Origin of the sequence: Rhizobium sp. N122 (genome assembly GCF_002211295.1) — a bacterium.
Classification (GTDB): Bacteria; Pseudomonadota; Alphaproteobacteria; order Rhizobiales; family Rhizobiaceae; genus Rhizobium.
In genome coordinates this window covers 97,909-110,810 of record NZ_LOKU01000009.1, presented here as the reverse complement: position 1 = coordinate 110,810, position 12,902 = coordinate 97,909, and the positions used below count along the sequence as shown (strand labels likewise).

The 12,902-nt window shown below is 60.7% G+C and carries 11 protein-coding genes; 5 read left to right on the top strand and 6 right to left on the bottom strand.

What is annotated here, in order from left to right; all coding sequences use genetic code 11:
• Nucleotides 1-2: 2 nt before the first annotated feature.
• Nucleotides 3-1,475 carry an NAD(P)H-hydrate dehydratase gene (locus ATY75_RS08745; RefSeq protein WP_088937225.1) on the bottom strand — a complete coding sequence of 491 codons (1,473 nt, stop codon included), beginning with the start codon at nt 1,473-1,475 and terminating at the stop codon, nt 3-5.
• Nucleotides 1,476-1,818: 343 nt separating this feature from the next.
• On the opposite strand from ATY75_RS08745, the gene ATY75_RS08740 reads away from it, so the two are divergent.
• From ATY75_RS08740 to hspQ, 3 genes are all read left to right on the top strand, one after another.
• The gene (locus tag ATY75_RS08740; protein ID WP_003539626.1) at nt 1,819-2,157 is read left to right on the top strand and encodes a P-II family nitrogen regulator; all 339 of its coding nucleotides are present in this window, start codon (nt 1,819-1,821) and stop codon (nt 2,155-2,157) included.
• Nucleotides 2,158-2,236: 79 nt separating this feature from the next.
• Nucleotides 2,237-3,646, top strand: a complete 1,410-nt coding sequence (glnA, locus tag ATY75_RS08735) for a type I glutamate--ammonia ligase (protein WP_003559365.1) — start codon at nt 2,237-2,239, stop codon at nt 3,644-3,646.
• A gap of 158 nt (nt 3,647-3,804) precedes the next feature.
• Nucleotides 3,805-4,134, top strand: a complete 330-nt coding sequence (gene hspQ / locus ATY75_RS08730) for a heat shock protein HspQ (RefSeq protein ID WP_003539613.1) — start codon at nt 3,805-3,807, stop codon at nt 4,132-4,134.
• A 309-nt stretch (nt 4,135-4,443) separates the two neighbouring features.
• Here hspQ and ATY75_RS08725 read toward each other — a convergent pair whose 3' ends face one another.
• Nucleotides 4,444-5,103 carry an invasion associated locus B family protein gene (locus tag ATY75_RS08725; RefSeq protein WP_064838465.1) on the bottom strand — a complete coding sequence of 220 codons (660 nt, stop codon included), beginning with the start codon at nt 5,101-5,103 and terminating at the stop codon, nt 4,444-4,446.
• Between the two features lie 283 nt (nt 5,104-5,386).
• Here ATY75_RS08725 and ATY75_RS08720 point away from each other — a divergent pair, with 283 nt between their 5' ends.
• Nucleotides 5,387-7,189, top strand: a complete 1,803-nt coding sequence (locus ATY75_RS08720) for an extracellular solute-binding protein (RefSeq protein ID WP_088937261.1) — start codon at nt 5,387-5,389, stop codon at nt 7,187-7,189.
• Between the two features lie 66 nt (nt 7,190-7,255).
• The gene (locus tag ATY75_RS08715; protein ID WP_064838464.1) at nt 7,256-7,927 is read left to right on the top strand and encodes a DsbA family oxidoreductase; all 672 of its coding nucleotides are present in this window, start codon (nt 7,256-7,258) and stop codon (nt 7,925-7,927) included.
• 117 nt (nt 7,928-8,044) lie between these two features.
• Here ATY75_RS08715 and ATY75_RS08710 read toward each other — a convergent pair whose 3' ends face one another.
• The 4 genes from ATY75_RS08710 to ATY75_RS08695 all read right to left on the bottom strand — a co-directional run bounded on the left by ATY75_RS08710 (nt 8,045) and on the right by ATY75_RS08695 (nt 12,828).
• Nucleotides 8,045-8,401: a hypothetical protein gene (locus ATY75_RS08710; protein ID WP_088937224.1), complete on the bottom strand. Its 357-nt coding sequence runs from the start codon at nt 8,399-8,401 to the stop codon at nt 8,045-8,047.
• Nucleotides 8,402-8,539: 138 nt separating this feature from the next.
• Nucleotides 8,540-9,007 carry an OsmC family protein gene (locus ATY75_RS08705; RefSeq protein WP_088937223.1) on the bottom strand — a complete coding sequence of 156 codons (468 nt, stop codon included), beginning with the start codon at nt 9,005-9,007 and terminating at the stop codon, nt 8,540-8,542.
• 15 nt (nt 9,008-9,022) lie between these two features.
• Nucleotides 9,023-12,526 carry a transcription-repair coupling factor gene (mfd, locus tag ATY75_RS08700; protein WP_088937222.1) on the bottom strand — a complete coding sequence of 1,168 codons (3,504 nt, stop codon included), beginning with the start codon at nt 12,524-12,526 and terminating at the stop codon, nt 9,023-9,025.
• Nucleotides 12,523-12,828, bottom strand: a complete 306-nt coding sequence (locus ATY75_RS08695; protein WP_064838460.1) for a succinate dehydrogenase assembly factor 2 — start codon at nt 12,826-12,828, stop codon at nt 12,523-12,525. Before ATY75_RS08695 ends, mfd begins: the two co-directional genes overlap by 4 nt.
• Nucleotides 12,829-12,902: the final 74 nt, after the last annotated feature.

Here is a 12,902-nt window from a genome sequence, read left to right as displayed (position 1 = left end):
AGCTAAAGCGGCAAGACGTGGGCTGCGAGATCTTCCGCCGTCAGGCCCTTGCCGGCGCGTTGCCCTGCCTCTCCGTGCAGCCAGACGCCGGCCGCCGCGGCCTCGAAGGCCGGCAGGCCCTGGGCGAGCAATCCGCCGATGATGCCGGCGAGCACGTCGCCTGAACCGGCAGTGGCAAGCCAGGCGGGAGCGTTGGTGTTGATCAGCGCGCGGCCGTCCGGCGCGGCGATGACGGTATCGGCGCCTTTGTAGACGATAGCGGCATTGGCGCGGCGGGCCGCTGCTAGGGCCTTGTCCACCTTCCCCAGCGCATCGTCGCCGCCGATATCGGGAAAGAGCCGCGAAAATTCGCCCTCGTGCGGCGTCAGCACCAGCCGCGGCTCGCCCTGGAAAAGATCGAAAAGCTGCTGCGGATCGTCCTTGAACGAGGAGATGCCGTCGGCATCGAGCACGAGATGGCGCTCGGCAAGGGCCGAGACGAAAGCGCGCGCCCTGGCGCCGACGCCGAAACCGGGGCCGAGAACGAAGGTCTGCAGCCTGTTGTCGGCGAGCCAGTCTTCAAGGTCGGCCTCGGCGTCGATCCCATGCAGCATGACGGCGGTGAGATGGGCGGCATTGGCAGCCATCGCCGCGCGCGGCGCTGCTATCGTCACCAGGCCGGCGCCCGCCTTCAGGCCCGAGGTCGCCGACATGCGCGCGGCCCCCGTCTTGTCGGCCTCGCCGGAGAAGACGACCAGATGGCCGCGTTTGTATTTGTGGGTTTCCAACCGTTCGGCTGGCAGCACGGCTTTCCAGGCGTCCGGCCTGTTCTCGGCGATGACGCCGGCTGCCTCGGTCCGGATGATGCGGGCGGAAATACCGATGTCGAAGACCTCCAACTCTCCGCACAACTCCCTGCCTGGCATCAGCAGATGGCCGGGCTTGCGGGTCATAAAGGTGATGGTGTTGCAGGCGCGGAAGGCGGCGCCCAGCACCCGGCCGGTGCGGCCATCCAGGCCGGAGGGCAGATCGATGGCAAGCACGGGAAGACCGGTCTCGGCGACCCGCTCGACCACCCTGCGGACATCGGCCGGCACCTCGCGGCCGAGCCCCGCGCCGAACAGGCCGTCAATGACGACGTCGCCGCTTTCGGGACTATAGAGGTGCAGCGGTTCGCCCCGCAGCGCGCATCCGGCTTTCGCGCGGGCCGCATCGCCCTTCAGTCTGGCGGGATCGCCAAGATGGAAGAGCGCCACCAGAGCCCCACTCTCCTGCAGATGCCGTGCGGCGACATAGGCGTCGCCGCCATTGTTGCCCGGCCCGCAAAGCACGACGAAGCGCAACGCTTCGGGATGAAGGCGCAGGGCGACGGCCGCGGCCGCGGCACCTGCTCTTTCCGTCAAGGCGAAGGAATCGATGCCGGAGGCGGCAGCGGCAGCGTCGACCGCAGCCATCTCGGCAGGTGTCAAAAGAAGGTCGGACAGCTGGTGACTCATTGGCCTATTCAATCAAAAAACGCCTAAAAAACAACCGCCTGAAACATCAAAGAAAAGAACCAATTTTGTGCATTTGCCTATCTTTTCATCTCATCGAGGCATAGTTGCGCGACTCCTTAAATTAAGGTTTTTTTCGATTTTCGATAGGATTTTGATCGAAGGACAGAGTTTTCCAGCTGATTTGCTACCAAACCGACATCAGAATCTCCGCAAATGCGGCGGTTTCAGCAAAATCCGCGAATTTTTTTAAGAAGATGGATTTCAAACTGGCACGATATCTGCATCATATCCGGCGAGCGGGAACATTCCTGCCATAACGGGAGAAGCGGAGAGACATTTTCTCATGAAAAAGATCGAAGCGATCATTAAGCCTTTCAAGCTGGACGAAGTGAAGGAAGCTCTTCAGGAAGTCGGCCTGCAAGGTATCACGGTCACGGAAGCCAAGGGCTTCGGCCGTCAGAAGGGTCACACGGAACTTTACCGCGGAGCCGAATACGTCGTCGATTTCCTGCCGAAGGTGAAGGTCGAAGTCGTACTGGCCGACGAGAACGCGGAGGCCGTCATCGACGCGATCCGCAAGGCGGCGCAGACCGGCCGTATCGGCGACGGAAAAATCTTCGTTTCCAACGTCGAAGAGGTTATCCGTATCCGCACCGGCGAGACCGGCATCGACGCCATCTGACCCACTTTGCCAAGCGCGCAAAGTTCGATACGGTCAGCGCAGCCATGTATTGTCATCGTAAATCGGAGGAAGGTATTTAATGGCGACCGCAAGCGAAATTCTGAAGCAGATCAAGGAAAACGACGTGAAGTTCGTCGATCTGCGCTTCACCGACCCGAAGGGCAAGCTGCAGCATGTGACGATGGACGTTGTCTGCGTCGACGAGGACATGTTCGCTGACGGCGTGATGTTCGACGGCTCCTCGATCGGTGGCTGGAAGGCCATCAACGAGTCCGACATGGTGCTGATGCCCGATACCGAGACGGTGCATATGGACCCGTTCTTCGCTCAGTCGACCATGGTCATCGTCTGCGATATTCTCGATCCGGTTTCGGGCGAGGCTTACAACCGCGATCCGCGCGGCACCGCCAAGAAGGCCGAAGCCTATCTCAAGGCATCCGGCATCGGCGACACGATCTTCGTCGGCCCGGAAGCCGAATTCTTCGTGTTCGACGACGTCAAGTACAAGGCCGATCCCTACAATACCGGCTTCAAGCTCGATTCGACCGAGCTGCCGTCGAACGACGACACCGATTACGAAACCGGCAACCTCGGCCATCGCCCGCGCGTCAAGGGCGGCTATTTCCCGGTCCCGCCGGTTGACAGCGCCCAGGACATGCGTTCGGAAATGCTGACGGTTCTGTCCGAGATGGGCGTCGTCGTCGAAAAGCATCACCATGAAGTCGCCGCCGCCCAGCACGAACTCGGCATCAAGTTCGATACGCTGGTGCGCAACGCCGACAAGATGCAGATTTACAAATATGTCGTGCACCAGGTGGCCAATGCCTATGGCAAGACGGCGACCTTCATGCCGAAGCCGATCTTCGGCGACAACGGCTCGGGCATGCACGTGCATCAGTCGATCTGGAAGGGCGGCAAGCCGACCTTTGCCGGCGACGAATATGCCGGTCTTTCCGAGAGCTGCCTCTACTACATCGGCGGCATCATCAAGCATGCCAAGGCGATCAACGCCTTCACCAATCCGTCGACGAACTCCTACAAGCGTCTCGTCCCGGGTTATGAGGCACCGGTTCTGCTTGCCTATTCGGCCCGCAACCGCTCGGCCTCCTGCCGCATTCCGTTCGGCACCAATCCGAAGGCCAAGCGCGTCGAAGTCCGTTTCCCGGATCCGACCGCCAACCCCTATCTCGCCTTCGCCGCCATGCTGATGGCCGGCCTCGACGGTATCAAGAACAAGATCCATCCCGGCAAGGCCATGGACAAGGATCTCTACGACCTGCCGCCGAAGGAATTGAAGAAGATTCCGACCGTCTGCGGCAGCTTGCGCGAAGCGCTCGAAAGCCTCGACAAGGATCGCAAGTTCCTGACGGCCGGCGGCGTGTTCGACGACGACCAGATCGATGCCTTCATCGAACTGAAGATGGCAGAGGTGATGCGTTTCGAAATGACGCCGCATCCTGTCGAATACGACATGTACTATTCGGCCTGATCGGCCAGAACACGGAAAGTCCCGGCGTGCCGGGGCTTTCCCCTCCCAGGGTCATGGACGCCAGCAGGAGGATATGACGTTCATGTGACGCGCTTGCGCAAAAATCTTGATTTGCGCGGCACCAATCACCAAATTTGGTGATGAAAGGAAGTCGTACCATGAAAGAAAGAGTAGCAAAATTCAGTATCGGCGAAGTGGTCCGGCACAAGGTTTTCCCGTTTCGCGGCGTCATCTTCGACGTTGATCCGGAGTTCGCGAATACGGAGGAATGGTGGAATTCCATTCCGGCCGAGGTGCGCCCGAGCAGAGATCAGCCCTTCTATCACCTGCTCGCCGAAAATGACGAAAGCGAATATGTCGCTTATGTCTCCGAGCAGAACCTGATGAACGATGAAAGCGGCACGCCGCTTCGCAACCCACAGATCTATCAGATTTTCGATCAGGCCCCGTCCGGGCAGTTCAAACCCAAGATGAGCTTCGCCCACTAGATCGGTTGATCGACAGCATGAACAAGGCCTCGCCTCTCCCAGCGAGGCCTTTCTTTTGCCTTTCGCCGAGAAAAGCCTCTCATCCGGCTGCCGCCACCTTCTCCCCGTAAACGGGGCGAAGGGATATGCCGCAACCTTTCCGTCCCTCGCCGACGTCCTGCGTGGCACGTCCCCTCGCCCCGTTTACGGGGAGAGGGTTAGGGTGAGGGCAGCCATCAGCGTGAATCGAACAGCGATGGCGCAAAGCCGAGACCTATCAACAAAAAAACCCGGCCTGAAGCCGGGTTTTTATTCGATGCGGCCGCAGGATTACTGCGCCTTGGCGGCCTTCTGGGCGTCTTCCAGCTTCTTGCGGGCTTCCTCGGCCTTCTTCTGCATGCCTTCCTGCAGGCTGCGCTGGCTTTCAGCGAGCTTCGATTCGGAAACCGGTTCGCCGTCATAAGCGCCGGTGAAGCCTTCGAGCGAAATCTTGATCGGGTTCGGGGCGCGGCGGAAGTTTATCGAGGTGAAGATCACGTCGCTGCCCTTCTTGAGGCTGGCGATCATCGCGTCGGTCAGCGGAACTTCAGCGGTGCACTTGTCCGGCAGGCAGACGGCGTAGTCGAGCTTCTGGCCCTTGCCGCCGTCGATCTGCATGATGACGCCCGGGGGGATCAGGCGAGCTGTCGGAACCGAGACCTGCAGGAGCTTGCGGTTGATCTTGCCGGAAACCGAGATCAAGCCAACAGCCGTAACGAGCTGGCCGCCATTGGCGAGGATCAGGTTCTGGACAACACAGATGTCGTTGTCTTCCTGCTTGCTGCAGGTTTTGTACCAGCCGAGCCTCGGCGCGCCGGCGGCCTGTGCCTGGCCATCGGCAGGAGCTGCCGCTTCCTGGGCGAAGGAGGAGACCGGAGCCGAAGCGGCGCCGAACATCACTGCCAGAACGGACAGCGCTGCCCGCATTTTCTTTTCAGACTTGAACATCATAACGAATTCCGTCTCCTGATATCCGTTCAGGACAGCGACTTGCCGCCCCAACCTCGGGTCGTTCGGCACCCACCTCTTAAAAAAATAAGGCAAATGCATGACCCCGAAACTTCGGGTTCACCTGTTACATCGCAGCGTTCAAGATATCCAGCTTTTCTTTGGCAATTTGAGGAGCATTTCGTCGCGAAGCCAAAGAAATCGCCGCTTCGTGTTGGAATCGCTCGACCCCATGATAATCTCCGCGGTGAATCATGCCCGTTTTCGTGATCGCAAGGATTGCCGAATGCTCCGGATCGTCGTCCCCCTCGTCCTCTCGCTGCTGTGCGGCGCTGCCGCCGCCGAGCCGCTGTACGGCATTGCGATGCACGGCGAACCGGCCTTGCCGGCTGATTACAAACACTTCCCTTACGTCAATCCTGATGTGAAGAAGGGCGGCAAGATCACTTACGGCGTCGTCGGCACCTACGACAACCTCAACCCGTTCATCGTCAAGAGCAATCGGACGACGGCGCGCGGCATGTGGGATCCGGAATACGGCAATCTGGTCTACGAATCGCTGATGCAGCGCTCCAGGGACGAGCCGTTCACGCTCTACGGCCTGCTGGCCGAGACGGTCGAATGGGACGACGCCAGGAGCTTTATCCAATTCAATATCAATCCGAAGGCAAAATGGGCCGACGGCCAGCCGGTGACGCCTGAGGACGTGATGTTCACCTTCGAACTGATGCGTGACAAGGGCCGCCCGCCCTATTCCGATCGCCTAAAAGTCGTCACCAAGATGGAGAAGGTCGGCGAACACAGCGTGCGCTTCACCTTCAACGAAAAGGCCGACCGCGAGACGCCTTTGATTTTCGGCCTTTTCCCGGTGCTGCCGAAACATGCGGTCGATCCGGAAACCTTCGACCGCACATCGCTGACGCCGCCTGTGGGATCCGGTCCCTACAAGGTGAAGACGGTGAAGCCCGGCGAGAGCATCACCTATGAGCGTGATCCGAATTACTGGGGCAAGGACATTCCCGCCAAGGTCGGTACCGACAATTACGACCAGATCACCGTCCAGTATTTCCTGCAGGACACGACATTGTTCGAAGCCTTCAAGAAGGGTGATGTCGACCTCTACCCCGACGGTAATCCCGGCCATTGGGCCAATGCCTATAATTTTCCTGCCGCTACCTCCGGGGCCGTGATCAAGGATGTGTTCACGCCGAAACTCCCAAGCGGCATGCTCGGCTTCGTATTCAACACGCGCCGGCCGATCTTTGCCGATCTCAAGGTGCGCGAAGGCCTGTCGCTGGTGTTCGATTTCGAATGGGCAAACAAGAACCTCTATTCCGGCGCCTATAAGCGCACCCAGAGCTTTTGGCAGAATTCCGTATTTTCAAGTTTCGGCGTTCCTGCCGATGCGAGGGAACTTACCCTGCTCGGGCCGATCAAGGACAAAATCGCGCCAGAGATTCTCAACGGCACTTATAAATTGCCAGTCACCGACGGCTCCGGCCGCGACCGCAATGTGCTGAAGCAGGCCGTCGGACTGTTGAAACAGGGCGGCTATGCGATCCAGGGCGGCAAGATGCTGGATGCCTCCGGCCACCAACTCGCCTTCGAGATCATGACGCAGAATGCCGACCAGGAGAAGCTCGCAATTGCCTATCAGCGTTCACTGCAGACGATCGGCATTGCCGCTTCGATCCGCACCGTCGACGATTCGCAATATCAAAGCCGAACGAACAGCCGCGACTACGATATGATCATCAAGTCCTACACGTCGTCGCTGTCGCCCGGAAACGAGCAGCTCGGCCGATGGTCTTCAGCCGCCAAGACCAGCGATCGCGCCGACAGTTTCGCCGGTGCCGCCGATCCTGATATCGACACGCTGATCGACCATCTACTCAGGGCGCGCTCGGCAGAGGACTTCACCGCGGCGGTGCGCTCCCATGATAGGTTGCTGCTGTCCAGCCATTATGTGGTTCCGCTCTACCATATAGATCAGCAATGGGTGGCGCGCAGCAAGCGCATCGGCCGTCCGGACACGGTGCCGCTTTACGGCTACCAGCTGCCGGTATGGTGGGATACGAGTGTGCAGTAAGATTCGGCCGAACCGCGCGGCCTTTATGTCTCCCTTCGGAGACGCATAGACATAAGGAAAATCATCATGGAGCGTATCACCATCGACGTCGTCTCGGATGTCGTCTGCCCCTGGTGCTATCTCGGCAAGGCGCGGCTGGAACTCGCCATCGCCGAAGTGCAGGACGAAATCGGCGTCGACATCAACTGGCGGCCGTACCGGCTCAATCCCGACTATCCCAAGGAGGGCGTCGACCAGAAGAAGGCGCTGGCTGAGAAGCTCGGCGGCGAGGAGCGCGTGGCGCAGGCCCATAAGATGCTCACCGATTTGGGCCGCGAGGTCGGCATCGCCTTCGATTTCGAGGCGATCAAGATCGGGCCGAATACGCTCGATGCGCATCGGCTGATCCACTGGGCGATGATCGAAGGCCGCGAGAAGCAGGACAAGGCTGTTGACGCCCTGTTCAAGGCGAATTTCGAGGAAGGCCGCAACGTCGGCGACCATGCGGTGCTGCTCGACATCGCCGAAAAGGCCGGCCTCGACCGCTCGGTCATTGCCTCGCTGCTCGCCTCCGATGCCGATCGCGATCTGATCGTCGCTGAGATCAAGGCGGCGCAGGAAATGGGCGTCAACGGCGTGCCGTTCTTCATCTTCGACCAGCAATATGCCGTTAGCGGCGCCCAGACGCCCGACGTGCTGGCGAATGCGCTGCGCGATATCGCCAAGGCGAAGGCCGAGGCGCGATCGGGGCTCAACTGAGGCTGCGGCCATGTGAAGGCGGTCGCAGTTCCCAATCCTAATTAGAAGGTGGACTTTGTCCGTGGGACTGATTCATCAGCAGATAAGACTCTGCAATCACAGTGACCATGTGCTGACCTATTGAGTATGGCGATAGTGTTCTAGAACGGCTTGCTCCGCCTCAACCCGTTCGATTGTAACTCCCATCGATTCCAGAAACAGCGTTAATCTCCACCAATCGACTTTGGAGCAATCTCCAAATTGATCATGCATCTCCACGACCAGCTGCGGAGCAGGCAACTCTCTAACGAATCTTAAGCCCGAACCATGTTTAACAAAATTCCACCGCTGACCATCAACGACAAGAGCTCCAGATCGAGGAAAACCTAAAAGGAGTGTAAAGTCGTTCGCGTGTGAGTAGTCTTGAGTGAATGCCGAAAACAACTGGTACTGAATATTCAATAGTTCGCGGATTTTCGATGAGTAAAGAGACAAACTTCATCTCCCGAAGCGAGTATTGTGACGGCCGTTCAATATCGCTTCAGTTTTGCTTGGAGCGCTGCCGACACCCGTGAAAGTGTTGATGCGCGTTGACAGGTTGAGGACAAGATCGCAATTTTGCGACGTCCAAGCTCAACCCAAAACCGGAATGCAGCGCACCTCGGTCTTTACCGAATTGGCGATGAAACATTCATCGTGGGCGCGGTGATGCAGGGCTTCGAACTCGCTCAAAGAGGGCAGCCTCTCACCGCTGAAGACGACATGCGGCCTCAGCGTCACGACGGTCATGGCGAGACGGCCTTCGGCGTTCTTCTCCATGATGCCCTCGGCAGCATCGGTGTAGTTGTCGACGCAAAATTGCTGCTTTGCGGCGATCGACAGGAACCACAGCATGTGGCAGCTGGAGAGCGAGGCGACGAAAGCCTCCTCCGGATCGACGGCGTCTTCGGCGGAATAGGGCAGCGGAACGACATGTGAGGACGAGGACGCTCTCACCTCGATGCCGCCGTCGAAAGTCCAGCGATGGGCGCGGCTATAGCGATTGTCGGTGAAGGTCTCGCCGTTCCGCTCCCAGGCGATCGTTGCGCCGTATGTGGCCATGCCGTCTCCTTCGGTTTACTTCGCCATCTCGGCCAGTTGCGTCATGATCACGGCGGCGCCCTGCAGGCGTTTCTCCGGCGTCGGCAGGTCGCGGGTCAGGAACAGGCTGTGGTCGGGGCGGATCTTTGCCATCGTGCCCTGTCTGCCGATATAACCGACGAGGTTTGCCGGGTTGGGGAATTCCTTGTTGCGGAACTGCACGACGACGCCCTTCGGGCCGGCATCGAGCTTTTCGACATTGGCGATGCGGCAGAGCGATTTGATGTAGACGATCTTCAGGAGATGCTGGACTTCGATCGGCATCGGCCCGAAACGGTCGATCATCTCGGCGCCGAAGCCGTCGATCTCCTTGAGTTCGGTGATTTCGCCGAGACGGCGGTAGAGCGCCATGCGCAGATGCAGGTCAGGAACGTAACCCTCAGGGATCATCACGGTCGTGCCGACGGAGATTTGCGGCGACCAGCCGGTGTCGTGGATCTCGTCGACACCCTTGACCTCGGCGACCGCCTCTTCCAGCATCTGCTGATAGAGTTCGAAGCCGACCTCCTTGATGTGGCCGGACTGCTCTTCGCCGAGCAGGTTGCCGGCGCCGCGGATATCGAGGTCGTGGCTTGCCAGCTGGAAACCGGCGCCGAGCGTGTCCAGCGACTGCAGCACTTTCAGCCTGCGGTCGGCCGTTGCCGTCAGCACCTTGTTGACAGGCAGGGTGAAGAGCGCGAAGGCGCGCACTTTCGAGCGGCCGACGCGGCCGCGCAGCTGATAGAGCTGGGCAAGGCCGAACATATCGGCGCGGTGGACGATCAGCGTGTTGGCTGTCGGAACATCGAGGCCGGATTCGACGATGGTTGTGGACAGCAGCACATCGTAGCGGCCTTCATAGAAGGCGTTCATGATGTCTTCGAGTTCGCCGGCCGGCATCTGGCCATGGGCGACGGCAACCTTCAGTTCCGGCACATCCGACTGCAGGAAGGCGTGCACATCGGCGAGATCGGCGAGCCGCGGGCAGACGTAAAAACTCTGTCCGCCGCGATAGTGCTCGCGCATCAGCGTCTCGCGGATGACCAGGCTGTCGAAGGGCGAGATGAAGGTGCGCACCGCCATGCGGTCGACCGGCGGCGTGGTGATCAGCGACAGTTCGCGCACCCCGGTCATCGCAAGCTGCAGCGTGCGCGGGATCGGCGTCGCCGATAGGGTCAGAACGTGCACGTCGCTCTTCAGCTCCTTCAGCCGCTCCTTGTGCTTGACGCCGAAATGCTGCTCCTCGTCGATAACGAGCAGGCCGAGATTGGCGAATTTGATGCCGGCGCCGAGCAGCGCATGCGTGCCGACGACGATATCGGTCTTGCCCTCAGCCACTTCCTTCTTGGTCAGCGCCAGCTCCTTGGCGCCGACAAGGCGCGAGGCCTGCTGGACACGCACCGGCAGGCCGCGGAAGCGCTCTGAAAAGGTCTTGAAATGCTGGCGGGCAAGCAAGGTCGTCGGCACCACGATGGCAACCTGGACGCCGTTCATCGCAGCGATGAAGGCGGCGCGCAGCGCCACTTCGGTCTTGCCAAAGCCGACGTCACCGCAGACCAGGCGATCCATCGGCCGGCCAGCGCCGAGATCGGAGCGCACCGCGTCGATGGCGTTATCCTGGTCCTCGGTCTCATCATAGGGGAAACGGGCGGCAAACTCGTCGTAAAGGCCGTCCGGCGTCGTCAGCATCGGCGCGTGGCGGGTCAGCCGCTCGGCGGCGATGCGGATCAGGGCATCGGCCATATCGAGCAGGCGCTTCTTCAGCTTGGCCTTGCGCATCTGCCAGGCGCCACCGCCGAGCTTGTCGAGCTGGGCCTCGGTGCCCTCGCCGCCATAGCGCGAGAGAAGATCGATGTTTTCGACCGGAAGGAAGAGTTTGGCCTCGTCGGCATATTGCAGTTCGAGGCAGGCATGCGGGGCGCCTGCGGCCTCGATCGTCTTCAGCCCGATGAAGCGGCCGATGCCGTGTTCGGCGTGGACGACGATCGAGCCCTCGTCGAGGCCGGCGACCTCGGCGATGAAATCGGCGGCGCGCTTGCGGCGCTTGGAGCGGCGCACCATGCGGTCGCCGAGAATATCCTGCTCGCCGATGACGACGAGATCGCCCGCCTCGAAGCCGGATTCGAGATTGAGCACGGCGGCCGCCGCCTCGCCTTTGCCCAGCGCGCCGACATCTTTCAGCGCCTCGACCGGCTTGACCTTCTCCAGACCATGCTCGTTCAGCACCTGCAGCAGGCGCTCCAGCGAGCCTTCGGTCCAGGCGGTGACCAGCACTTTCGCCCCGCCGGCCCGCCGATCAGCGATATGCTTGACGACAACGTCGAAGATGTTGATGCGTTCGGCATCGCCTCCGCCCTCGGCATTCGAACGGGCCCAGCGCTGGCCCTGGCGGGCGTCGATATTGACGACCCGCCTCGCCTCACTCTCGATCTCGTTGAAGGGGCTGATGCGGATCGCCCCGAGCGCGTCGAGGGTTTTGGCGAAAAGCTTGCTGTCGAGATAGAGCTGGCCGGGCGTTACCGGCTTGTAGGGCGTGCCCTGGGCCATCTGGCCCTTGGCCGGCTGGCCGGAATTCAGCCGGGCATCGTAATAATCGAAGACGAGCTTGGAGCGCTCCTCGGCTGCCTCGCGCACCGTATGGTCGGTGACGACGCGGAAACCGCTGAGATAATCGAAGACGGTATCGAGCTTCTCGTAGAAGAGCGGCAGCCAGTGCTCCATGCCGGGATAACGGCGGCCTTCGGAGACGGCGAGATAAAGTGCGTCGTCACGCGTCGTCGCGCCGAAAGCCGAGAGGTAATTCTTGCGGAAGCGGCTGATCGTATCCGGCGTCAGCGTCACCTCGCTCATCGGATTGAGGTCAAGCGAGCGCACCTGGCCGGTCGTGCGCTGGCTCGCCGGATCGAAACTGCGGATCGATTCCAGCGTGTCGCCGAAGAAATCGAGGCGGACCGGCTCTTCCGAACCCGGCACGAAGACGTCGAGAATACCGCCGCGCACGGCATATTCGCCGACTTCGCGAACCGTCGCCACACGGTCGAAGCCGTTGCGCTCCAGGCGGCCGGCGAGATCGTCCATGCGCAGCTGGTTGCCGGGGCGAGCCGAAAAGCTCAGGCTTTCGATGACATCCTGCGGCGCCACCTTCTGCAGCATGGCATTGGCGGTGACGAGCACGATGGCCGCATGCGGCTTCTTGCGATGAGCGATGAGGCCGCCGAGTGCGGCCAGCCGGCGGGCCGAGGTATCGGCGCTCGGGGAGACGCGGTCATAGGGCAGACAGTCCCAGGCCGGCAGGGTGAGAACCGGAATATCGGGGGCGACGAAGCCCAGCATCTGCTCGAGATCGGCCATGCGGTGGCCGTCCGATATGACGTAGGCGACCGGCTCTCCCGCCCGGGCGAGTTCGGCCAGCAGCAGCGGTTCGAGGCCGACAGGCACATTGCCGATCGTCAGCGGCTCGGCAATGGCCGCAAGCTTCTTCGCATCAAAACCAGGGATCATTCCGGCGTCCTGAGGGGCTTGTCGAAATCGGGCGTATAGGCGGCAAGGCGGGCAAAGATCGGTGTCTTGAAACGCTCGGGGACCGGCCATGTTCCCATGATCCAGCGGACCAGATCATTGTCTTCCTCAGCCATGATCGTCTCGAATTCGTCGAGCTCGGCTTCCGAAAGCGTCGCGATCTCTGCTTCGGCGAACTGGCCGAAGACCAGATCCATCTCGCGGATGCCGCGGTGCCAGCAGCGGAAAAGGATCCGGCGGCGGCGCGGGTCGAGACCGGCACTGGTGAGCGTGACACCTGTCATGGCATTACCTTCCTGTTGATGCGCCTCTATAGACCCTGGAAAGCGGCTTGTCAGCCTTGCCAAGGCCGCATTGT

Coding starts and splice junctions, on each gene's coding strand:
- ATY75_RS08745 (WP_088937225.1), bottom strand. CDS start 1,475: ATGAGTCACCAGCTGTCCGACCTTCTTTTGACACCTGCCGAGATGGCT.
- ATY75_RS08740 (WP_003539626.1), top strand. CDS start 1,819: ATGAAAAAGATCGAAGCGATCATTAAGCCTTTCAAGCTGGACGAAGTG.
- glnA (WP_003559365.1), top strand. CDS start 2,237: ATGGCGACCGCAAGCGAAATTCTGAAGCAGATCAAGGAAAACGACGTG.
- hspQ (WP_003539613.1), top strand. CDS start 3,805: ATGAAAGAAAGAGTAGCAAAATTCAGTATCGGCGAAGTGGTCCGGCAC.
- ATY75_RS08725 (WP_064838465.1), bottom strand. CDS start 5,103: ATGATGTTCAAGTCTGAAAAGAAAATGCGGGCAGCGCTGTCCGTTCTG.
- ATY75_RS08720 (WP_088937261.1), top strand. CDS start 5,387: ATGCTCCGGATCGTCGTCCCCCTCGTCCTCTCGCTGCTGTGCGGCGCT.
- ATY75_RS08715 (WP_064838464.1), top strand. CDS start 7,256: ATGGAGCGTATCACCATCGACGTCGTCTCGGATGTCGTCTGCCCCTGG.
- ATY75_RS08705 (WP_088937223.1), bottom strand. CDS start 9,007: ATGGCCACATACGGCGCAACGATCGCCTGGGAGCGGAACGGCGAGACC.
- mfd (WP_088937222.1), bottom strand. CDS start 12,526: ATGATCCCTGGTTTTGATGCGAAGAAGCTTGCGGCCATTGCCGAGCCG.
- ATY75_RS08695 (WP_064838460.1), bottom strand. CDS start 12,828: ATGACAGGTGTCACGCTCACCAGTGCCGGTCTCGACCCGCGCCGCCGC.